This is a genomic window from Ferrovibrio sp., from assembly GCF_035304305.1.
In the GTDB taxonomy this organism is placed as follows: Bacteria; Pseudomonadota; Alphaproteobacteria; order Ferrovibrionales; family Ferrovibrionaceae; genus Ferrovibrio.
On sequence record NZ_DATGQG010000111.1, the window covers coordinates 25,674 to 48,673 of the forward strand.

General features: G+C 65.2%; 18 protein-coding genes. 11 read left to right on the top strand and 7 right to left on the bottom strand.

The window, feature by feature from the left end; translation table 11 throughout:
* Positions 1 to 30: 30 nt before the first annotated feature.
* Positions 31 to 459 carry an NUDIX hydrolase gene (locus VKZ87_RS12795; RefSeq protein WP_324221646.1) on the bottom strand — a complete coding sequence of 143 codons (429 nt, stop codon included), beginning with the start codon at positions 457 to 459 and terminating at the stop codon, positions 31 to 33.
* 67 nt (positions 460 to 526) lie between these two features.
* Between VKZ87_RS12795 and VKZ87_RS12800 the strand changes: the two genes are divergently transcribed.
* Positions 527 to 1,747 carry a cytochrome P450 gene (locus VKZ87_RS12800; protein WP_324221647.1) on the top strand — a complete coding sequence of 407 codons (1,221 nt, stop codon included), beginning with the start codon at positions 527 to 529 and terminating at the stop codon, positions 1,745 to 1,747.
* 13 nt (positions 1,748 to 1,760) lie between these two features.
* Here VKZ87_RS12800 and VKZ87_RS12805 read toward each other — a convergent pair whose 3' ends face one another.
* From VKZ87_RS12805 to VKZ87_RS12830, 6 genes are all read right to left on the bottom strand, one after another.
* Positions 1,761 to 4,094 carry a xanthine dehydrogenase family protein molybdopterin-binding subunit gene (locus VKZ87_RS12805; protein ID WP_324221648.1) on the bottom strand — a complete coding sequence of 778 codons (2,334 nt, stop codon included), beginning with the start codon at positions 4,092 to 4,094 and terminating at the stop codon, positions 1,761 to 1,763.
* A gap of 108 nt (positions 4,095 to 4,202) precedes the next feature.
* A complete protein-coding gene (locus VKZ87_RS12810) occupies positions 4,203 to 5,447 on the bottom strand; it encodes an MFS transporter (protein WP_324221649.1) in 1,245 nt (414 codons plus the stop codon).
* Between the two features lie 2 nt (positions 5,448 to 5,449).
* The gene (locus tag VKZ87_RS12815; protein WP_324221650.1) at positions 5,450 to 6,598 is read right to left on the bottom strand and encodes an acyl-CoA dehydrogenase family protein; all 1,149 of its coding nucleotides are present in this window, start codon (positions 6,596 to 6,598) and stop codon (positions 5,450 to 5,452) included.
* A 67-nt stretch (positions 6,599 to 6,665) separates the two neighbouring features.
* Entirely contained in the window at positions 6,666 to 7,445 is a 780-nt protein-coding gene (locus tag VKZ87_RS12820; protein ID WP_324221651.1) for a TIGR02186 family protein, read from the bottom strand.
* On the bottom strand, positions 7,442 to 8,371 hold the full coding sequence (locus VKZ87_RS12825; protein ID WP_324221652.1) for a sulfite exporter TauE/SafE family protein: 930 nt from the start codon (positions 8,369 to 8,371) through the stop codon (positions 7,442 to 7,444). The genes VKZ87_RS12820 and VKZ87_RS12825 overlap by 4 nt, the downstream gene beginning before the upstream one ends.
* Positions 8,372 to 8,441: 70 nt before the next feature.
* Positions 8,442 to 8,807 (bottom strand): DUF962 domain-containing protein, encoded by a 366-nt coding sequence (locus tag VKZ87_RS12830; RefSeq protein ID WP_324221653.1) that lies wholly within the window; start codon positions 8,805 to 8,807, stop codon positions 8,442 to 8,444.
* Positions 8,808 to 8,975: 168 nt separating this feature from the next.
* On the opposite strand from VKZ87_RS12830, the gene VKZ87_RS12835 reads away from it, so the two are divergent.
* The 10 genes from VKZ87_RS12835 (at position 8,976) to VKZ87_RS12880 (ending at position 22,993) form a co-directional block, all read left to right on the top strand.
* On the top strand, positions 8,976 to 9,443 hold the full coding sequence (locus tag VKZ87_RS12835; protein ID WP_324221654.1) for a MerR family DNA-binding transcriptional regulator: 468 nt from the start codon (positions 8,976 to 8,978) through the stop codon (positions 9,441 to 9,443).
* Between the two features lie 75 nt (positions 9,444 to 9,518).
* Positions 9,519 to 10,655, top strand: a complete 1,137-nt coding sequence (locus VKZ87_RS12840; protein ID WP_324221655.1) for a thiolase family protein — start codon at positions 9,519 to 9,521, stop codon at positions 10,653 to 10,655.
* A 22-nt stretch (positions 10,656 to 10,677) separates the two neighbouring features.
* Positions 10,678 to 12,996, top strand: a complete 2,319-nt coding sequence (locus VKZ87_RS12845; protein WP_324221656.1) for a 3-hydroxyacyl-CoA dehydrogenase/enoyl-CoA hydratase family protein — start codon at positions 10,678 to 10,680, stop codon at positions 12,994 to 12,996.
* A gap of 31 nt (positions 12,997 to 13,027) precedes the next feature.
* On the top strand, positions 13,028 to 14,821 hold the full coding sequence (locus VKZ87_RS12850; protein WP_324221657.1) for an acyl-CoA dehydrogenase C-terminal domain-containing protein: 1,794 nt from the start codon (positions 13,028 to 13,030) through the stop codon (positions 14,819 to 14,821).
* A gap of 55 nt (positions 14,822 to 14,876) precedes the next feature.
* On the top strand, positions 14,877 to 16,025 hold the full coding sequence (locus VKZ87_RS12855; RefSeq protein WP_324221658.1) for an acyl-CoA dehydrogenase family protein: 1,149 nt from the start codon (positions 14,877 to 14,879) through the stop codon (positions 16,023 to 16,025).
* Positions 16,026 to 16,072: 47 nt separating this feature from the next.
* Entirely contained in the window at positions 16,073 to 17,281 is a 1,209-nt protein-coding gene (locus tag VKZ87_RS12860; protein ID WP_324221659.1) for an acetyl-CoA C-acetyltransferase, read from the top strand.
* Positions 17,282 to 17,313: 32 nt separating this feature from the next.
* Entirely contained in the window at positions 17,314 to 19,449 is a 2,136-nt protein-coding gene (locus VKZ87_RS12865; protein ID WP_324221660.1) for a 3-hydroxyacyl-CoA dehydrogenase NAD-binding domain-containing protein, read from the top strand.
* Between the two features lie 335 nt (positions 19,450 to 19,784).
* Positions 19,785 to 20,930 (top strand): TRAP transporter substrate-binding protein, encoded by a 1,146-nt coding sequence (locus VKZ87_RS12870; protein ID WP_324221661.1) that lies wholly within the window; start codon positions 19,785 to 19,787, stop codon positions 20,928 to 20,930.
* Between the two features lie 95 nt (positions 20,931 to 21,025).
* Positions 21,026 to 21,634: a TRAP transporter small permease subunit gene (locus VKZ87_RS12875; protein WP_324221662.1), complete on the top strand. Its 609-nt coding sequence runs from the start codon at positions 21,026 to 21,028 to the stop codon at positions 21,632 to 21,634.
* A gap of 3 nt (positions 21,635 to 21,637) precedes the next feature.
* A complete protein-coding gene (locus VKZ87_RS12880; RefSeq protein WP_324221663.1) occupies positions 21,638 to 22,993 on the top strand; it encodes a TRAP transporter large permease subunit in 1,356 nt (451 codons plus the stop codon).
* Positions 22,994 to 23,000: the final 7 nt, after the last annotated feature.

The window sequence follows — 23,000 nt, forward strand, 5'->3', positions numbered from 1 at the left end:
ACGGGGCGGCGGAAACGACCGGCCCGCCGGTCAGGGCAGGCAGGCGCGGGATTTTTCGATCACCCGCAGGGTTTCGTTCCAGGTATCCAGCCGGTGCAGTTCGGCCGGGTCGACCCAGGCCACGGCGGCGGCGTCATCCCCGGCCACCGCCTCGCCGGATACCCAGCGGGCGGCATAGTCGACGATGGTGTAGTGGTACAGCACCCGGCCGGCCGCATCCCGCTGCACCGAATCGACCACCTCGACCAGCCCGAGCAGCTCGATCTCCACCCCGGTTTCCTCGCGGATCTCGCGCCGGATACCCTCGGCGACCGTCTCGCCAAGCAGCTGCAGGCCGCCGGGCAGGCTCCAGATGCCCTGCCGCGGCGGGCGGCCGCGCTGCACCATCAGCACTTTGCCGTCCTTCCACACGATGGCGCCGAGGCCGATCAGCGGCTGTTCGGGATATTCGCGGGACATTCCAACCTCTTTGCTTGCCGCCCGACCCTTGCGGCGACAGGATAGCAAAAAGCGCAGGGAAACGCCCATGATGGTCTATTTCGACGCGCGCAGCGCCGCGGTGATCGCCGATCCCTACCCGGCTCTGCGGGCGCTCCGCGACCATGACCCGGTCCACTGGAGCGACCGGCTCGGCGGCTGGATGCTGACCCGCTACGACGATATCCGCCGCTCGCTGCGCGATCCGCGCCTGTCCTCGGACCGGATGCGCCCCTTCTTCTCCCACCTGCCCGAGGATGCCCGCAGGGAGCTGCGCGATCTCGGCGAGCATATGGCGCTCTGGGCCGTGTTTAACGACCCGCCGGACCATACCCGCCTGCGCGGACTGATGAACAAGGCTTTTACCTCCTCCGCGGTGGCGGCACTCCGGCCGCGTATCGCCGAGCTCGTCCATGAACTGGTCGACGGCCTGCTGGAGCGGGGCGAGACGGATTTCATCCGGCATTTCGCCTACCCCCTGCCCGCCGGCGTGATCGCCGCCATGCTTGGCGTGCCGCGCGCGGATGTCGACCGGCTCAAGCAATGGTCGGACGATCTCGGCAGCTTCGTGCTGACCTCGCGGCTGTCGCCCGACAAATACACCCGGGCCAATACGGCAATCCGGGAGATGAATGCCTATTTCGGTGACCTCGTCGAAGCGCGCCGCCGGCAGCCGGCAGACGACGTCGCCTCGGCCCTCACGGCCGCCGGGGAGCGCGGCGATTTTCTCAGCCGCGACGAGCTGGTGGCCGCCTGCGTGCTGCTGCTCTTCGCCGGCCACGAGACGACGACCCACCTGCTGGGCAACGGCCTGCTGGCGCTGCTGCGGCATCCGGATCAGCTGCTCGCGCTGAAGGACAATGCCGAGGATGAAAAGGCGGTTTCAGCCGCGGTGGAGGAAATGCTGCGCTGGGACGGGCCGTCTCTGGCGCAGGTGCGGATCCTGGCCGACGATTACGAGCTCGGCGGCAGGGTCATGCGTAAGGGCGACCGGGTCTTCCAGATGCTGGCTGCCGCCAACCGCGACCCGGAGGCATTCGAGAACCCGGACGCCTTCGACATCGCGCGCCGGGACAACCGGCACCTGACCTTCGGCTTCGGCATCCATTTCTGCCTCGGCGCGCCGCTGGCCCGGCTCGAAGCCCAGATCGCCTTCCCGATCCTGCTGGACCGGCTGAAGGAGATCGGCCTCGCCGGCGCGCCGGACTGGAGCGATTCGATCGTGGTGCGCGGGCTGAACAGGCTGCCGATCCACTGCTCGGCAGCCTGAGTCCGGCGGGCGGCTATTCCGCCGCCTGCGCCTGGGCCGATTGCAGGATCTGCCAGATCTTCTGCGGCGTCGCCGGCATGTCGATATGGGTGACGCCGAGATCGGACAGCGCGTCGACCAGCGCATTGATCGTCGCCGGCGCCGAGCCGACCGCGCCCGCCTCGCCGGCGCCCTTGACGCCGAGCGGATTGGTCTTGCACGGCACCTCGCAGAGGATCACCTCGATATCGGGGAAGTGATCGGCCCGCGGCATGCAGTAGTCGGTGAAGCTGCCAGTCAGCAGCTGGCCGTCCTCGTCATAGACGACGCGCTCGTACAGCGCCTGCCCGATGCCCTGCACCACGCCGCCATGGATCTGGCCCTTCACGATGGTGGGATTGATCACCCGGCCCATATCGTCGGCCACGACATAGCGCACGACTTCGGCGACGCCGGTCGCCTCGTCCACCTCGATCTCGCAGACATGGCAGCCATTCGGGAAGGTGATCGCCTGCACCTGCCAGTCGGCGGCGGTGTCGAGGCCGCCCGCTTCGCCCGGCTTCGCGCCGGAGCGGCGGCGGGCTTCCTCCGCCACCTCCATGATGCCGGCGCCGCGGTCGGTCCCGGCGACGACGAAGCGGCCGGCGGCGAATTCGATGTCGCCCTGCGCCGTTTCCAGCATCTCGGCGGCCACCGCCTTGCCCTTCTCGATGATGGCATCCTTCGCCTTCAGGATCGCGCCGCCTTCCGAATACAGCGACCGCGCACCGCCGGTGCCGCCGCCGGTCGGAATCGCATCCGAGTCGCCCTGGCGAATGCGGATGCGGTCGAAGTCGACGCCAAGCTGCTCGGCGACGATCTGGCTGTAGGCGGTCTCGTGACCCTGGCCCGTCGACTGCGTGCCGACATAGACGTCGACGAAGCCGTCTTCGGCGAAGCGGATTTCCGCGCGCTCGGTCGGCGCGCCGCCGGTCGCCTCGAGATAATAGGCCATACCGATGCCGCGGCGCTTGCCACGCTTGCGGGCCTCGGCCCGGCGCGCCGGGAAGCCGGCCCAGTCGATCGCCTTCAGCGCGGTATCCGCCGTGTTCTCGAACTCGCCGGAATCGTAGGTCAGGCCCATGGCGCTGGTCCATGGGAAGGCGTTGGGCGGGATGTAGTTCCTGCGCCGCAGTTCGGACGGATCGATCTTCAGCTCACGCGCCGCGGTGTCGATCAGCCGCTCCATCACATAGTTGGATTCCGGACGCCCGGCGCCGCGATAGGCATCCACCGGCACGGTGTTGGTGAAGATGCCCTCCACCCGCGCATGGACTGCCTGGAACCGGTAGACCGAGGACAGCACCTTGGTGCCCGCCATAGTCGGAATCATCGGCGCATAGGTGGAGAGATAGGCGCCCATATCGGCGATGTTGTGGGTGCGCAGCGCGAGGAAGTTGTTGTCCTTGTCCAGCGCCAGCTCGGCATGGGTGAGATTGGCGCGGCCATGGGTATCGGTCAGGAAGGCCTCGCCGCGCTCCGACGTCCATTTCACCGGACGGCCCAGTGCGCGGGCGGCGAACAGCGTCATCACCTGTTCGGGATAGATGAAGATCTTCATGCCGAAGCCGCCGCCGACATCGTCGGTCCTGACGAGGAATTTCTCCTCCGGCAGGTTGAAGATCTTGGCCAGCAGCTTCTTCTGCACCCACACGCCCTGGGTCGGCACATAGAGCGTGAAGCGGCCGCTGTCCTTGTCGAAGGCCGCCAGCGAGACGCGCGCCTCCATCGAGGCGACGACGACGCGGTTGTTCTCCAGCGTCAGCTTCACGACCTTCGCCGCCGAGGCGAACAGCGCATCGGCCTTGGCCTTGTCGCCCACTTCCCAGTCGAAGGCACGGTTGTTCGGCACCTGCGGCCAGATCTGCGGCTGCCCCGGATCCGTCGCGGTCCTGAAATCGGCCGCGGCCGGCATCGGATCGTAGTCGATTTCGATCAGCTCGGCGGCGTCGCGCGCCTGGGCGGTGGTTTCCGCCACCACGAAGGCGACCGGGTCGCCGACATGACGCACCATGCCATCGGCCAGTGCGGGACGCGGCGGATCGGCGCGCATCGAACCGTCACGGTTTTTCAGCGGAATGGTGCAGGGCAGATCGCCGATGCCGGCAGCCTTCAGATCGGCGACCGTGTAGACGGCCAGAACGCCCGGCGCCGCCTGGGCCGCCGTGGTGTCGATCTTCACGATCTTGGCATGCGCATGCGGCGAGCGCAGCATCACGCCGTAAGCCTGGCCGGGGAGCGAGATATCGTCGGTGTAACGCCCCTTGCCTGTGATGAAACGCTGGTCTTCGACGCGGCGAACCGGCTGGGCCTGGCCGAATTTGGTCATCGGGCGTCCTTTCTGGGGCAGTCAGGTCTGGGAAGCTGCGGGAAATGATAGGGATTCCGACCTTCCTTTCAACCCGTCCGGATGCGCCGATTGCAGCGGCGCAAGCCCCTACGGCCCATGGGCCCGCAGCGTGCGGTAGGTCCAGAAAGGCAGGGCACCCATGATGACGCAGAAGCCGGAGAACAGGAACACGGCCGTGTAGCCGCCGGTCAGGTCGTGCAGCTTGGCGCCGGCGAAGGTCCCGAGCGCCACCCCCAGGCCGGAACCCACCATGATGGTGCCGAAGATCATGCCGAATCTGCGCCCCTGGAAGATGCGGGCTGCCGTCGCGCCCACCATCGGCCCGCGGGCACCGAAGGACAGGCCGACGAGCAGCACGAAGGCCGCCAGCAGCACCGGTCCCTGCCAGAGCTTCAGGGCCCAGAGCGAGGCCAGACCGCCGAGGCTGAAGAGATAGGAAATCGCCGCCGAGGGATGCCGGCCGATCCGTCCGTCCGCCCAGGCGAACCCAACGATGCCCAGCGGGGTCAGAACACCGACGAAGCCGTAGATCGAGGCAGCCTGCAGCGGCGCGTAGCCGAGTTCGACCAGATAGGCCACGGCCTGCACCATCACCGAGAACATGCCTGCCCCGGTGAAGAAGAAGACCGAGGCGAGTCCCCAGAAGGCCGGATTGCGCAGCGCCTGGCCAAGCGTCCAGCCTTCATCGACACCGCCATCGAGGCGCGGCGCCGGCGGCGGCACGACGATGCGGCCGGCCTGCGCCTGCGGCCAGGGGATCAGAAGCAGGGCCGGGGTGACCAGCACCGCCGCCCCTGCCAGGACGAGATAGGCGTTTCGCCATCCCCAGGTCTCGATGGCGAACTGCGCCAGCGGCACCATCAGCAGCGAGCCGATTCCCAGGGCGGCGTAGACCACGCTCATGGCGCGGGAAAGCTGGGCGCCGTCGAACCAGCGTGCGACCAGCGCCGAATGCGGCGCATTCCCGAGCGAGGCGGCGGAGGCGCCGACGCCAATCCCGATGAAAAGGTAGAGCTGCCACAGCTGGCCGGCGAAGGAGGCCGCCAGCAACCCACCGATCAGCAGGACGAGGCCGCCGATATACAGCCTCAGGGGACCGAAACGGTCGAAGCAGTAGCCGGCCAGCGGCGCGGCGCAGCCGGCCAGCATCATCTGCAGCGAATAGATCGCCGCGACATCGGCACGATCCGCCTGGAATTCCTCGGTGAGCGCCAGCAAAAAGGTCGCAAAGCTCTCGCCGACTCCGCGCGACAGCGCGTTGAGTAGAAAGCACAGGACAAGGATCAGGATTGCCGTGCGCGCGCTGTCCTTTACTACGCCGTCCTCGGGCATGATCAGCCCTCGGCCTGGCGCAGCATGTTGCGGGCGATGACCAGTTGCTGGATCTGGCTGGTGCCTTCATAGAGACGGAACAGCCGGACATCACGGTAGAAGCGTTCCACCGCGTATTCCTGCATATAGCCGGCACCGCCGTGGATCTGTACCGCGCGGTCGGCCACCCGCCCGACCATCTCGGAGGCGAAATATTTGCAGCAGGCCGCTTCCATCGACACATTCTCGCCGGCGACATAGCGTCTTGCCGCGTCGCGGATCATGCTGCGTGCGGCGTAGGCTTCCGTGCGGCTGTCGGCCAGCATGGCCTGCACCAGCTGGAACTCGGCGATCGCCTGGCCGAACTGCTTGCGTTCACGGGCGAAGCCAAGAGCCTCATGGATCAGCCGCTCCGCCGCGCCGACGCACATGGCCGAGATATGCAGCCGGCCGCGGTCCAGCACCTTCATCGCGGTCTTGAAGCCCTGCCCCTCACGCCCACCGATGATATTGGCGGCCGGCACCTTCACATTGTCGAAGATCACGTCGGCGGTATGCGCGCCGCGCTGTCCCATCTTCCGGTCCGGCTTGCCGATCGTGATGCCGGGCGTCTTCGCCTCGACGATGAAGGCCGTGACGCCACCGGCCCCCTTCGTATTCGGATCGGTGCGCGCCATCAGCGTGAAGATGCCGGCATGCGGCGCATTGGTGATGTAGCGCTTGGTGCCGTTGATGACATAGTGGTCGCCCTGGCGCTCGGCGCGGGTGCGGATCGAAGCCGCATCCGAACCCGCATCCGGCTCGGTGAGCGCGAAGGAGGCAATCACCTCGCCGCTGGCCAGCCGCGGCAGCCAGGTCTGCTTCTGCTCCGGCGTGCCGTCGATCAGGATGCCCTGGCTGCCGATGCCGACATTGGTGCCGAACAGGCTGCGGAAGGCCGGCGAGGTCCAGCCCAGTTCGAAGACCAGCTCGATCTCCTCCGCGAGATCGAGGCCGAGGCCGCCATACTCCTCGGGGATCGAAATACCGAACAGGCCCATCTCGGCGAAGGCCTTGCGGATCTCGTCGGGGATCCGGTCTTCCTCGGCAATCTGCTGCTCCAGCGGGACAAGCCGCTCGCGGATGAAGCGGCGCAGGGTCAGACGGGTCTGCTCAAGCGTTTCCTGGTCCATGATTCACTCTTCCGATCGGTCTGCGGCCAAGGTGGCACAACTCGATTGCATCGAAAAGCCGGCCGCCTCAACGCTTGCGGAAGGCAATGGCGGCGGCCCAGCCGGCGAGGACGGCGAGCAGCACCGCCACCATGCCGTAGACGCCGGGCTCCTGCCGCGAAAAGTCGAAGACCTGCTGCTCGATGCCATGCTTGTCGATGAACAGCGGCGTCGACTGCGCCGCCACGATGCGGTCGTTGCGGATCAGGTAGATTTCCGCACGGTAAGTACCGACCGGCACCGTGGACGGGAAACTCAGTTCCGTGCGGAACAGCTTGGGGCCAAGAAAATCGATGGCGTCCACCGCCTCGTGATACAGGCCTTCGCGGATCTTCTGCCGGATGATCGCACGGCGGAAATCGGCCATGTCGGGCGGCGGTTCGCCACCCAGATGGCGGAAACGCAGATTGTCGGTGCCGATCTGCAGCCGCTGCAGCAGCGGTTCCGGCGCGATCTCCTCGAGCGGCTTGTTGCTGACCACCGCGTAGTAGCCGGGCACGCCGTCGAAGCTGACCGAGCGTTCGGTCAGCCACAGGCCGAGCGTCCGCCCCTTGCGGCGCACCACCGCATTGCTGACCGGACCGCGCACCACGACGATGATGTCGCCCGGCTCGTCGATGGCGCCGAACAGCAGCAGTTCCGTACCAGTGAAGCTGGAGGTGATGGCGATCAGATGCGAGGACAGGTCGGTGATCAGCGGTGCATCGGCCGGCGCCGGACCGCGCGGCGCGTTGCGCGTCGCCTGCGCCGCGGCTTCGCCGACGGCCAGACCGCAGACCAGGATGACAAGGAGCAGCGCCGCCTTCATGGCTGCATCCCCGTTTCGAGGAAATAGGGGTCGGCGGGAGGCCAGACCAGTTCGAAGGCCAGCGCGATGGCGACGGTCAGCACCAGCGCGGCCAGCAGGCCGCGGATCTGCTCGCCGCGCAGCCGGGCACCATGGCGCACGCCGTACTGCGCACCGATCACCGAGCCGATCAGCAGGATCAGCGCAAGCGTCACATCCACCGTCTGCGTCGTCACCGCATGCAGCATCGTCACGTTCGCGGTGACAAAGATGATCTGGAACAGCGAGGTGCCGACCACCACGGCGGTCGGCATGCCGAGCAGGTAGATCATCGCCGGCACCAGCATGAAACCGGCGCCGACACCCATGATGGCGGCCAGGATGCCGACGACGAAGCCGAGCATCACCGGCAGCAGCACGCTGATGTATAGCTGCGAGCGGCGGAACCGCATCTTGAAGGGCAGCGCGCGAATGAGCGGATGGTCGTGCAGCCGCTTGCGGCGGCCGACCGGCTGGGCGGCGTTGGGTTTGCCGAACAGCGCCTTCAGGCTTTCGGCCATCATCATGGTGCCGATGATGCCGAGGATCAGCACGTAGGACAGCGCGATGACGGTATCGAGCTGGCCGAGCCGCTTGAGCACGCTGAAGAGGTAGGCCCCGAAGCTCGAGCCGAGCAGACCGCCCACCAGCAGCACCAGCCCCATCTTGAAATCGACGTTGTTCTTGCGCCAATGGGCGTAGACCGCCGACACGCTGGAGGCGACGACCTGATTGGCGGAGGTCGCGACCGCGACCGGCGGCGGGATGCCGATGAAGATGAGCAGCGGGGTCAGCAGGAAGCCGCCGCCGACACCGAACAGACCGGACAGGTAGCCGACCGCCCCGCCCAGCCCGAGCAGCAGCCAGAGATTGACCGACAACTCAGCGATGGGCAGGTAAATCGGCATTCTGCTGGGGGGTCCGGTACGCGAGGGAAGCCTAGAGTGACACGGGATTTATTGCGTTTGCGTAATCGGTCTACTTGGCTGCCGCTGCCGTCTCCCCGCTGTCGGACCGCACCCCGGCGCGCTCCAGCTCGCGGCCGAGATTCCCGCTCAAAAAACTGAAATACATACGGAAATCGGAAAACAGCGACCAGAAGGGGTAGCGGAAGGTGGCCGGCCGGTTTTTCTCCACGAAGAAATGGGCGATCCAGGCCGGACCATAGCCCGCCACCAGACCCGCGAGCAGCCAGCGCCAGTCGCCGGTGAGAATCAGGGCGACCAGGCAGGCGATTGCCAGCGTGGTCCCGAGGTAGTGCCAGGCCCGGGTCGCCGGCTTGCCGTGCTCCCGCAGGTAATAAGGCCAGAAATCGGCATAGTTGGAAATCCGATTGTCGGACATTGCCGCCTCCTCCACAGCTCGCACGGTCAGTGTACGCCTCTAAAGCCCGGATTTCCAAGCTAAATTCCGGAAAATCCACAGCGCCCAGAATCAATTTGACGTTTACGTAAACGTAAACTAAGACTCCCTGCCGATATCGAAAACAGGACCAGCGTGGGAGGGCCTGCCGTGTCGGAAAAGACCTATACGATCACAGACCTGGCGCATGAGTTCAAAGTCACTGCGCGCGCCATCCGGTTCTATGAGGACAAGGGCCTGCTGCATCCGACCCGCAACGGCATGATGCGGGTCTATGCCAAGCGCGACCGCGCCCGGCTGCAGCTGATCCTGCGCGGCAAACGGCTCGGCTTCAGCCTGTCCGAAATCCGCGAGATGATCGATCTCTACGATGTCGGCGACAACCGCATCGAACAACTGACCGTGACCCTGAAGCGCTCGCGCGAGCGCCTGGCAGCGCTCGAGACCCAGCGTCAGGACATCGAGGACGCCATCAACCAGCTGAAGCAGGACGTCCGCATCCTCGATGACTTCCTCAAGCTGGCGCGGGAGCGCGGCGCCGCGATCTCGTTCAAGGAATACGTGCAGGGCCTGTCGCAGCAGCAACAGCCCCAGCAGCTGGCCAACGTCGCCGAATAAACACCCCCGTCCTCCGCCGGCCGGCCGACGGCCGGCGGACCCAATCCATCCGTCCGTTCCGAAGGAGTGTTCAAGATGCGCAATGTGGTGATCGCCGGTTATGCCCGCTCGCCGTTCACGCTGGCCCGCAAGGGCGCCCTCGCAAAGGTCCGTCCCGATGACATGGCCGCGCAGGTGGTGAAGGCGCTGATCGAGCGCACCGGTATCGATCCCAAGGCCATCGAGGATGTCATCGTCGGCTGCGCCTTCCCCGAGGGCGAGCAGGGCCTCAACGTCGCGCGCCTGATCAGCTTTCTGGCCGGCATCCCGCAGGATGCCGCCGCCACCACGGTGAACCGCTTCTGCGGCTCGTCCATGCAGAGCATCCACCAGGCCGCCGGCGCCATCCAGATGAATGCCGGCGAAGTCTTCATCTGCGCCGGCGTCGAGAGCATGACCCGCGTGCCGATGGGCGGCTTCAACACCCTGCCGAACCCGAAGCTGCTGCAGGACTACCCGCAGGCCTATGTCTCGATGGGCATCACCGCCGAGAACCTGGCGAAGAAGTACAACATCGACCGCAAGGCGCAGGAGCAGATGGCGGTCGAGAGCCATGCCAAGGCGACCGCGGCCCAGAAGGAAGGCCGGCTGAAGGATGAGATCGTGCCGATCGTCGACGGCAACAACCGCGTCGAGCTTGACGGCTGCATCCGTCCGGACACCAGCGCCGAAGCGCTGGCCGGCCTGCAGCCCGCCTTCGACCAGAACGGCACCGTCACCGCCGGCACCTCCTCGCCGCTCACCGACGGCGCCTCGGCCACGCTGGTCTGCTCGGAGGATTTCGCCAAGGCGCACGGCCTGAAGCCGCTGGCCCGCATCAAGTCGATCGCCGTCGCCGGCTGCGCGCCGGAGATCATGGGTATCGGCCCGGTGCCGGCGACCAGGAAGGCGCTTGAGCGCGCCGGCCTGTCGCTGAAGGACATCGACATCATCGAGCTGAACGAGGCCTTTGCCGCCCAGGCGCTCGCCTGCGTGGCGGAAGCCAGATACGACATGGCGAAGGTCAACCTCGACGGTGGCGCCATCGCGCTGGGCCATCCGATGGGCGCCACCGGCGCGCGCATCACCGGCAAGGCGGCCGCGCTGCTGAAGCGGGAAGGCAAGCAGTTCGCGCTTGCCACCCAGTGCATCGGCGGCGGTCAGGGTATCGCCACCGTCCTCGAGGCCGTCTGATCAGCGTCGGAGTTCTGTGACCATGAGCGAGATCAAGAAAGTCGCGGTGATCGGCGCCGGCGTGATGGGCTCGGGCATTGCCGCCCATGTCGCCAATGCCGGCATCCCGGTGGTCCTGCTGGACATCGTGCCGGAGGGCGCAAACGACCGCAGCGTGCTGGCGAAGACCGCCATCGAGAAGATGCTGAAGACCAAGCCGGCGCCCTTCATGCATCCGAAGGTGGCCAGGCTGGTCACCCCGGGCAATCTGGAAGACGATCTCGACAAGCTCGCCGACGTGGACTGGATCTGCGAGGCGATCATCGAGAATGTCGAGCTGAAGCGGAAGCTCTATGCCACGCTGGAGCAGAAGCGGAAGAAAGGCTCGATCGTCACCTCCAACACCTCGACGATTCCACTCGACCTGCTGACCGAAGGCCTGCCGGATTCCTTCGCGGCCGATTTTGCCGTCACGCACTTCTTCAATCCGCCGCGCTACATGCGCCTGCTGGAGCTGGTGAAGGGTCCGAAGACCCGGCCGGAGGTGATCGAATCCCTGCGCCGCTTCGGCGACGTGAAGCTCGGCAAGGAGGTGGTCGACTGCAAGGACCGCCCGGGCTTTATCGCCAACCGCATTGGCATCTACTGGTCCACGGTCGCCACCGCGCTGGCCTATGACCTCGGCCTGACCGTCGAGGAAGCCGACAGCATCGTCGGCAAGCCGATGGGCGTGCCCAAGACCGGCATCTTCGGCCTCGCCGACCTGACCGGCATCGACCTTGGCCCCTATGTGGTCGGCTCGATGCTCAAGACGCTGCCGAAGACCGATCCGCTGCATCAGTTCTACCGGGCGGACCATCCGCTGAACGCCCTGATGCAGAAGATGATCAAGGACGGCTATACCGGCCGCAAGGGCAAGGGCGGCTTCTACCGCGCCAGGGGCAAGGAAGCACTGGACCTGAAGACCGGCGAATACCGCCCCACCCAGCGTGCCAGTCTCGAGTCCGCCAAGGCGGCGAAGAAAGGTCTGCGCGCTCTCGTCGAGCATCCCGACAAGGGCGGCCAGTATGCCTGGGGCGTGCTGAGCCGCGTGCTATCCTACGCCGCCGATCTGGTGCCGGAGATCGTCGACGACATCGCCGCGGTCGATACCGCGATGAAGACCGGCTACGCCTGGAAATACGGCCCCTACCAGCAGATCGACCAGCTCGGCACGGGCTGGTTCGCCGAGAAGCTGAAGGCGTCGGGCATGCCGGTGCCGAAGATGGTCGAGATCGCCGCCGGCCGGCCCTTTTACAAGGAAGAGAACGGCAAGGCCTACCGGCTGACGCCGCAGGGCGACTACGCCGAGATCGCGGTCGAGCCCGATGCCTGGACGCTGGCCGACATCAAGCGCGGCAAGCAGCCGATCCTGTCGAACAAGGGCGCCAGCATCTGGGATGTCGGCGACGGCGTCGCCTGCCTCGAGCTTCACACCAAGATGAATGCGGTGGATGCCGACATCATCGCCATGGTCAAGGAAGCGGCGAAGATCGACAAGAAGGGTTTCAAGGCGCTGATCATCGGCAGCGACTCCGACAATTTCTCGGTCGGCGCCAATGTCGGCATCGCGCTCTTCCAGGCCAACATCGCCATGTGGCCGGCCATCGAGCAGGGCATCTCGGAAGGCCAGGATGCCTACATGAAGCTGAAATACGCACCCTTCCCCGTCGTGGCGGCCGTGGCCGGCATGGCGCTTGGGGGCGGCTGCGAGCTGGCGATGCATTCCTCGGCCATCCAGGCCCATGCGGAGAGCTATATGGGCCTCGTCGAGGTTGGTGTCGGCGTGATCCCGGGCTGGGGCGGCTGCAAGGAGTTGGTCACCCGCGCGATTACCAACAGGAAGCGCCCGGGCGGCCCGATGCCCGCGCTGGCGCAGGTCTTCGAGGCGATCTCGACGGCCAAGGTGGCGACGTCCGCCATGGAAGCGCGCGACATGCTGATCCTGCGCGACAGCGACGGCATCACCATGAATCGCCGCCGCCTGCTGGCCGATGCCAAGAAGCGCGCGCTGGAACTGGCGAAGGATTACAAGCCGCCGGTGCCGGTCGAGATCAGCCTGCCGGGACCGTCGGCCAAGGCCGCCATGGAACTCGCGGTGCAGGGCTTCCACCAGCAGGGCAAGGCGACCAGGCACGACGTCGTCGTCTCGATGGCGCTCGCCAACGTGGTGTCGGGCGGCAAGACCGACATCACCGAGGTGGTCACAGAGAAGAAGCTGCTGGAACTCGAGCGCGAGAATTTCATGTCGCTGATCAAGACCAGCGCCACGCTGGACCGCATCGAGCATATGCTCACCAAGGGCAAGCCCCTGCGTAACTGAGCAATGCGGAACTGATTACGGAGAGAGTGCGATGCCGAGCTATACCGCGCCCGTCAAGGATTTCCAGTTCGTCCTGCACGACCTGCTGCAGGTGGAGAAGCTGAGCAACCAGCTCGGCTTCACCGACGCCACCCGCGACGTGATCGATGCCGTGCTGGAAGAAGGCGGCAAGTTCATGAGCGAGGTGCTGGCGCCGCTGAACCAGGTCGGCGACAAGCATGGCTGCAAGTGGGACAACGGCGTGGTCACCACCCCGCCGGGCTTCAAGGAAGCCTACCAGCAGTATTGCGAGGCCGGATGGGGCGGCCTGACCGCGGAAACGAAGTACGGCGGCCAGGGCCTGCCCCATGTGCTGGGCATCGCCATGGCCGAGATCCAGTCGGCCGCCAACATGGCCTTTGCCATGTATCCCGGCCTGACCCACGGCGCCTACGAGGCGCTGCTGCGCCACGGCTCGGAAGAGCAGAAGAACATGTATCTGCCGAACATGGCGTCGGGCAAATGGACCGGCACCATGAACCTGACCGAGCCCCATTGCGGCACGGATCTGGGCCTGATGCGCACCAAGGCCGAGCCGCAGGACGACGGCAGCTACCTGATCACCGGCACCAAGATCTTCATCTCCGCCGGCGAGCATGACCTGGCCGAAAACATCATCCATCTCGTGCTGGCCAAGATCCCGGGCGGCCCGGAGGGCATCAAGGGCGTCAGCCTCTTCCTGGTGCCGAAATTCCTGGTCAATCCGGACGGCAGCCTCGGCGCCCGCAACGGCGTCACCTGCGGTTCGATCGAGCACAAGATGGGCATCCACGGCAACTCCACCTGCGTACTGAACTACGACCAGGCCAAGGGCTGGCTGGTCGGCCAGAAGCACAAGGGCATGCAGGCGATGTTCGTGATGATGAATGCCGCCCGCCTCGGCGTCGGCGTGCAGGGCCTCGCCCAGGCCGAAGTCGCCTACCAGAATGCCCTCACCTACGCCAATGACCGCCTGCAGGGCCGCTCGATCTCGGGCGCCAAGAACCCGGACAAGCCGGCCGATCCGATCATCGTGCATCCGGACATCCGGCGCATGCTGATGACCATCAAGGCGTTCACCGAAGGCGCCCGCGCGCTGGCGCTGTGGACCGGCATCGAACTCGACATCGCGGCCAAGCATCCCGACGAGCAGCGCCGCCAGGAAGCCGACGATCTCGTGGCCTTCCTCACCCCGATGGTGAAGGCCTACATGACCGATTTCGGCTACCAGTGCACCACCATGGCGCAGCAGGTCTATGGCGGCCACGGCTACATCGCCGAGTGGGGCATGGAGCAGTTCGTGCGCGACGCCCGCATCGCCATGATCTACGAGGGCGCCAACGGTATCCAGGCGCTTGACCTCGTCGGCCGCAAGCTGCCGACCGGCATTGGCCGGCTGGCACGCCGCTTCTTCCATCCGGTATCACAGTTCATCGAAGAGAACATGATGAACCCGGATATCGGCAAGGACTACGTCATGCCGCTGGCCAAGGCCTTCGCCCGCTTCCAGACCGCCACCGCGGTGATCAGCGAGCGCGGCCTGAAGAACCCGGACGAAGCCGGCGCGGCCTCGTGGGACTACCTCAACATGTTCGCGCTGGTGGCGCTCGGCTTCATGTGGGCCCGCATGGCCCAGGTCGCGAGGCAGAAGCTGGCCGAAGGCGCGGAGGACAGGGAGTTTTACGAAACCAAGCTGGTCACCGCCCGCTTCTTCATGGAGCGCATGCTGCCCGACACGGCGGCGCAGCTGGCCAAGATCCAGGCCGGCGGCGAAAGCATGATGATGTTGAAGGCCGCCAATTTCTGACCGTCACGCCGTGCAGTGCACGGCTTCCCTTGAGTCTAGTGGAGGAAACCAGAGAATGACCGAATACGGCATCCCGCGCAGCATCTATAACGATGACCACCAGATGTTCCGCGAGGCGGCGCGCAAGTTCTTCGAGCGCGAGGTCGTCCCCTATCACCAGAAATGGGAAGAGGAAGGCATCGTGCCGCGCGAGGTCTGGCGCAAGGCGGGCGAAGCGGGCTTCCTCTGCGCCACCATGCCGGAGGAATACGGCGGCTCGGGCGTTGACCGCCGCTATTCGGCGATCCTGATGGAAGAGCAGGCCTATACCGGCTGCTCCGGCCCCGGCTTCTCGCTCCACTCCGATATCGTCGCGCCCTACATCCTCGCCTATGGCTCGGAAGAGCAGAAGAAGAAATGGTTGCCCAGGATGGCGACCGGCGAGGTGATCGGCGCCATCGCCATGACCGAGCCGAGCGGTGGCTCCGACCTGCAGGCGGTGAAGACCACGGCCATCCGGGACGGCAACGAATACGTCATCAACGGCCAGAAGACCTTCATCACCAACGGCCAGAACGCCGACCTTGTGATCGTGGTGACCAAGACCGACCCCAAGCAGGGCGCCAAGGGCACGACACTGTTCCTGGTCGAGGCCGGCCGCGAGGGCTTCACCAAGGGACGCAATCTCGACAAGCTTGGCATGAAGGCGCAGGACACCTCCGAGCTGTTCTTCGCCGATGTCCGCGTGCCCCCCGAGAACATGCTGGGCGGCGAAGGCCAGGGCTTCTTCTACCTGATGCAGGAACTGGCCTGGGAGCGCCTGCAGATCGCCATCATGGCGGTGGCCGGCTGCGAGGCCGCGCTGAACTGGACCATCGACTACACCCGCGAGCGCAAGGCCTTCGGCAAGTCGGTGCTGGATTTCCAGAACACCAAGTTCGAGCTGGCCGAGATGAAGACCGAAACCCAGATTGCCCGGGTTTTCGTGGACAAATGCATCGAACTGGTCGCCGAGCGCAAGCTGGATGCCGCCACCGCGGCAATGGCGAAATACTGGTGCAGCGACCTGCAGTGCAAGATCCTCGACCGCTGCCTGCAGCTGTTCGGCGGCTACGGCTTCATGTGGGAATACCCGATCACCCGCGCCTATGCCGATGCCCGCGTGCAGCGCATCTACGGCGGCACCAACGAGATCATGAAGGAGTTGATCAGCCGCACGCTGTGACCCAGTTCATGCCTTGAGAGTCAACCGATGCTGAGGGAGAGAAAACAATGACCGAAGCCTTCATTTACGATGCGGTCCGCACCCCGCGCGGCAAGGGTCGCGCCAGCGGCGCGCTGCATGAAGTCACTCCGATGCGGCTGGCCACCACGGTTCTGGAGACCGTGCGCGACCGCAACGAGCTGGACACTTCGCTGGTCGACGATGTGGTGCTGGGCTGCGTCATGCCGGTCGGTGAGCAGGGTTCCGACATCGCCCGCGTCGCCGTGATCCAGGCCGGCTATGCCGAGACGACCGCCGGCGTGCAGATCAACCGCTTCTGCGCCTCGGGCCTGGAGGCCTGCAACATGGCCGCAGCCCAGGTCATGTCGGGCCAGTCGCAGATGGCGATCGGCGGCGGCGTGGAAAGCATGAGCCGCGTGCCGATGGGTTCGGACGGCGGCGCCTGGGCAACCGACCCGGCCGTTGCGCTGCCCACCTATTTCGTGCCGCAGGGCATCTCGGCCGACCTGATCGCCACCAAATACGGCTTCAGCCGCGCCGACGTGGACGCCTATGCCGTCGAGAGCCAGAAGCGCGCCAAGCGCTCCTGGGATGAAGGCCGCTTCGCCAAGTCCATCGTGCCGGTGAAGGACATCAACGGCCTGACCATCCTGGACCGGGACGAGCATATGCGCCCGGATACCACGATGCAGACGCTGGCCTCGCTGGAACCCTCTTTCGTCAGTCTGGGCGAGCAGTTCGGCTTCGATTCCGTGGCCACCCAGCGCTACCCGGAGGTCGAGCGGATCGAGCATGTCCACCATGCCGGCAATTCCTCGGGCATCGTGGACGGCGCCGCCGCCGTGCTGATCGGCAGCAAGGAAGCCGGCATCAAGGCCGGCCTGAAGCCGCGCGCCCGCATCCGCAGCTTCGCCTCGATCGGCTCGGAGCCGACCATCATGCTGACCGGCCCCAGCTTCGCCGCCGAAAAGGCGCTGAAGATCGCCGGCATGCAGCCGTCCGACATCGATCTCTGGGAGCTGAACGAGGCCTTCGCCTCGGTCGTGCTGCGTTTCATGCAGGTGCTGAACATCCCGCATGACAAGATCAACGTGAATGGCGGCGCCATTGCGCTGGGCCATCCGCTGGGCGCCACCGGCGCGATGATCCTCGGCACCATGGTCGACGAGCTGGAGCGCACCGGCAAGAGCACGGCGCTCGTCACGCTCTGCGTCGGCGCCGGCATGGGCACCGCCACCATCATCGAGCGCGTCTGAAGCGCCACGGAAGAATCTGGAGAGGAAGACCTATGATCGACTATTCCGTCGACAGCGCCGGCGTTGCGTCCATCGTCTGGAACATGGCCGAACGGCCGATGAATGTCATGAACGGCGAGAGCCTCGCGGCTTTCAGTGATGCCGTCTACAAGGCGATCGGCGACAAGGCCGTCAAGGGCGTGATCGTCACCTCGGCGAAGAACGACTTCGTCGCCGGCGCCGATCTGGTGAACCTGCTGAAGGAAAGCGCCGACGCCGCCAGGGCCCTGCAGAATTCCTTCAAGCTGCAGAAGCTGTTCCGCGACATCGAGAAGGCCGGCAAGCCCTTCGTCGCCGCCATCAATGGCACGGCGCTGGGCGGCGGCTATGAGATCTGCCTTGCCTGCCATCGCCGCATCGCCGCCGACAATCCGAAGGCGCTGATCGGCCTGCCGGAAGCCACCATCGGGCTGCTGCCCGGCGCCGGCGGCACGCAGCGCCTGCCCCGCCTGATCGGCGTGTCCAAGGCCCTGCCGCTGCTGCTTGAGGGCAAGAAGATGGACCCGAAGGCGGCGCTGGCGATCGGCATGGTGGACGAAGTGGTCTCCCCCGCCGACCTGCTCAAGCGCGCCCATGAATGGGTTCTGGGCGACGGCCAGAACAGCCACGTGAAGCCCTGGGACCAGAAGGGTTTCCGCGTGCCGGAAGCAGCCAACACGCCGCGCGGCGCGCAGGTCTTCACCGCCGGCAATGCCATGCTGCGCGCCAAGACCTACGGCAACTACCCCAATGCCCAGTACATCATGTCCTGCGTCTACGAGGGAACGCTGGTCGATATAGATACCGGCCTGAAGATCGAAAGCCGGTATTTCGTCGCCTGCACCCAGTCGAAGGAAGCGCGCAACATGATCCGCTCGCTGTTCTTCTCGATCGGCGAGGCGAACAAGCTGGCCAACCGACCGAAGAACGTGCCGACCCAGACCTACACCAAGGTCGGCATCCTCGGCGCCGGCATGATGGGCGCGGGCATCGCCTGGGCCGCCTCCTCGGCCGGCCTGCAGGTCGTGCTGCTGGATTCCACCCAGGAGGCCGCCGAGAAGGGCAAGGCCTATACCGCCGGCCTGCTCGACAAGCGGATCAAGGCCAAGCGGGCCACCGAGGCCGACAAGGAGAAGCAGCTGGCCCTGATCAAGCCCACCACGTCGTATGACGACCTGAAGGGCTGCGAACTGGTGATCGAGGCGGTGTTCGAGGATCGGGCCATCAAGGCCGACGTGACGAAAAAGGCCGAAGCCCAGCTGGAGCCGACCGCCATCTTCGCCTCAAACACCTCGACCCTGCCGATTACCGGCCTGGCCGAGGCGAGCAGCCGCCCGGCCAACTTCATCGGCCTGCATTTCTTCTCGCCGGTCGACAAGATGCCGCTGGTCGAGATCATCCGCGGCAAGCAGACCTCGGACGAGACGCTTGCCCGGGCCATGGACTTCGTGAAGAAGATCCGCAAGACGCCGATCGTGGTGAACGACAGCCGCGGCTTCTACACCAGCCGCGTGTTTGCCACCTACGTCACCGAGGGCCTGACCATGCTGGCCGAGGGCGTCAACCCGGCCATCATCGAGAATGCCGGCAAGGCCGCCGGCATGCCGGTCGGACCGCTGGCGCTGGCCGACGAGGTCTCGCTGGAGCTGATGCACCGCGTCCGCACCCAGACGAAGAAGGATCTCGGCGACGCCTACAAGGCGGACGGGTCCGAACCGGTGCTGCAGACCATGGTCGAGAAACTCGGCCGCATCGGCAAGAAGGCCGGCAAGGGCTTCTACGAGTATCCCGCCGACGGCAAGAAGCGCCTGTGGCCGGAGCTGGCCAGGCATTTCCCGGTCAAGCCCGAAGCCGAGCAGCCCGCTCTCGCAGACGTGATCAAGCGGCTGATCTACATCCAGTCGGTCGAGACCGCGCGCTGCCTGGAGGAGAAGGTCGTCATTGACGTGCGTGATGCCGATGTCGGCTCGATCATGGGTTGGGGCTTCCCGCCCTTCCGCGGCGGCACGGTCAGCAACATCGATACCGTCGGCGTGAAGCCGTTTGTGGCGGAATGCGATGCGCTGGCGCAGAAATACGGCGCCCGCTTCACGCCGCCGAAGCTGCTGCGCGAAATGGCCGACCAGGGCAAGGCCTTCTACGCCGCCTGACCGGTTTCCCCGCAGTATCGTACACCGTCGAAGAGAGCCGATCCCCCGATCGGCTCTCTTTATATCTACGGTCTTATGCAGTCATGTGTTGCGCCGCAGCATGGCTGTGTCTTTCGTCAGTCTGCGTCAAATCCCGTTGACCGCACGGGGAAACGCGACATAGGCTGCGCCCCAACAAAAAGACTTCGCCTCCCGAGTGCGAGTTCCAAAGCCCAACCGCAGGACAGGCCGATGCCGGTCACCCATGCGGACTGGTGCTGGAGTGGTAGACCGTCCAGACGTCTTTCTGGCGGTCCGTGTCGCTTACCAACGAACACGAACACCGGGAGGAATGCATGAAGACCAACATCACCAAAACCGAAGGCGCTGTAAAACAATCACGCCGCAAGTTCCTGAAGGCCGGCGGCCTGGCAGCCGCAGCCGCGGCCGGCACCGTCGCGATGCCCAATGTTTCGCGCGCGCAGACCGTCACCCTGAAGCTGCAGAGCTCCTGGGTTGCGGCCGACCCCTTCTCCGACATGGCGCAGCAGTATGTGCAGCGGGTCAACGAGATGGCCGGCAACCGGCTGAAGATCGACTACCTGCTCGGCGGTGCCGTGGTGCATCCGTTCAGCGTGCAGGACGCGGTGCATAACGGCGTCATCGATGCCACCCATACCGTGCCGGTCTACTGGTACGGCAAGCACAAGGCAGCCTCGCTGTTCGGCACCGGCCCGGTCTTCGGCTTCAACGCCGAACAGGGCCTGGGCTGGATCTACTATGGCGGCGGCAAGGAGCTCTACAAGGAGCTGATCGACGACATCCTGAAGCTCAACATCGTCAGCTTCTTCTCCATGCCGATGCCGACCCAGCCGCTCGGCTGGTTCAAGAAGCCGGTGCGCAGCGCGGCCGACATGAAGGGCCTGAAATACCGCACGGTCGGCCTCGCGGCTGACCTGATGCAGGTCATGGGCGCGGCAGTGGCGCAGATCCCGGGCGGCGAGATCGTGCCGGCCATGGAACGCGGCGTCATCGATGCCTTCGAGTACAACAATCCGACGGCGGACCGTCGCTTCGGGGCGCAGAACGTCGCCAAGAACTACATGCTCGGCAGCTATCACCAGGCGACCGAGTATTTCGAAATCATGTTCAACAAGCAGAAGTTCAACTCCCTGCCGAAGGAGCACCAGGCGATCCTGCAGTATGCCGCCGAGGCTGCCTCCTCGTCGAACTACTGGTACGCCATGGACCTCTACTCCAAGGACCTCCAGGAGCTGAAGGAGAAGGACAAGGTCAACGTTCTGCGCACTCCGAAGGATGTGTTCGAGGCACAGATCAAGGCCTGGGACGTGCTGATCGAGCAGCTCGGCAAGGATCCGTACATGAAAAAGGTCATGGAGTCGCAGAAGGCCTGGGCCAAGCGCGTGGTCTACTACGAAACCATGAACGCGGCCGATTACGTGACGGCCTATGAGCACCATTTCGGGAAGATGGAAGGCTGAACCGGTTTGTTCCGGCCTTGAGTTGTACTGGAGGGCGGCATCGTCAGGTGCCGCCCTCTTGTGATGGTCCGCCTTTTGCGTTCGGGTGACAGAAAATGACTCGCCTCCTGCTTTTCATCGACCTGCTCAGCGCCTGGGTCGGCAAATGCTTCGGCTGGCTGATCCTCGTACTGACGCTTGGCGTCAGCTACGAAGTCTTCATGCGCTACCTGCTCAACGCGCCCACCACCTGGGCCTTCGACATGAGCTACATCACCTATGGCGCGCTCTTCCTGATGGCCGGCGCCTATACCCTGTCCCGGAACGGCCATGTCCGCGCGGACATATTCTACCGCCTCTGGCCGCCGAAGGTGCAGGCCACGGTCGATCTTATTCTCTATATCATTTTCTTCTTTCCGGCGGTTCTCGCCTTCATCTGGGCCGGCTGGAACTTCGCCAGGCTCTCGGTGATGTTCAAGGAGCTCAGCATCTTCAGTCCCGCCGGCGTTCCGGTCTTCCCGCTCAAGGCACTGATCCCGGTCACCGGCGTGCTGCTCTTCTTCCAGGGCATCGCCGACGTGATCCGCTGCATCGTCTGCATCCGCACCGGCGCGTGGCCGCAGCGGCTGCATGACGTCGAGGAAATGGAAACCGCGATCCTTGCGGAGCAGAAATTCCAGCGCGAACAGGCCGAAAAGGCCGCCGCTTCAGGCAGGGGGGCCTGAGTTATGACCGATCCGCAGGTTGGCATTCTGATGCTGTCTCTGTTCATCATCATCGTGCTGCTCGGATTCCCGATCGCATTCACGCTGATGGCCATGGGCGTGGGCTTTGGTTACTACGCCTATGCGGGGCCGAACCAGCTCGACAACATATTCGACAACCGCGTCTTCAGCCTTCTGGTGCAGAAGACGTTCGAGGTCACGTCCAGCGACGTGCTCACCGCCGTGCCCCTGTTCCTGTTCATGGGCTATCTGGTCGAGCGATCGAACATCCTCGACCGCCTGTTCCACTCGATCCAGGTTGCGGCCAAGAATGTACCCGGCTCGCTGGCCGTTGCGACCCTGATAACCTGCGCGCTGTTCGCCACGGCAACCGGCATCGTCGGCGCCGTGGTCACGCTGATGGGCCTGCTGGCATTTCCGGCCATGCTGCGCGCCGGATACAATACCAGCCTTGCGGCCGGCGTGGTCTGCGCCGGCGGCTGCCTCGGCATCCTGATCCCGCCGTCCATTCTCCTGATCGTCTACTCGGCGGCAGCGGGCGTGTCGGCGGTGAAACTCTATGCCGCGGCCATCTTCCCGGGCTTTCTGCTCGCCGGCCTGTATGTCGTGTATGTGATCATCCTGGCGACGATCAAGCCGCAATGGACGCCGAAACTCCCCAGGGAGATGACCGAAGTTCCGCTTGGCAAGGTTCTCTGGGCGCTGCTGACCTCCTTCCTGCCCCTGGCAGGCCTGATTCTGGCGGTGCTGGGCGCCATCCTGTTCGGACTGGCCACGCCGTCGGAAGCCGCCGCGATCGGCGCACTCGGCAGCATCATCCTGGCCGCGGCCTATCGCCAGCTCACCTTCGAGCGCATCAAGGAGGCGGTTTATCTCACCGCCCGCGCGACCGCGATGGTCTGCTACCTCTTCATCGGCTCCTGGATTTTCTCCGCGTCGTTCTCCTATCTGGGCGGCCATTCGGTGGTCGAGCATTTCATTCTCAGCCTGAACCTGTCACCGATCGAGTTCCTGATCCTGACGCAGATCATCATCTTCCTGCTGGGCTGGCCGCTGGAGTGGAGCGAGATCGTCATCATCTTCGTTCCGATCTTCCTGCCGCTGCTGAAGGCGTTCGAGATCGACCCCCTGTTCTTCGGCATCCTGGTGGCGCTGAATATCCAGACCTCGTTCAACACGCCGCCTATGGCAATGGCCGCCTATTATCTGAAGGGCGTGGCGCCGCCGCATGTGAAACTCACGGAGATCTTCTCCGGCTCACTGCCGTTTGTCGGACTGGTCTTCCTGTCTATGGTCACGGTCTATGTCTTCCCCGAGATCGTGATGTGGCTGCCGGACTATCTCTATACGCCCCGGTGAGAACGGA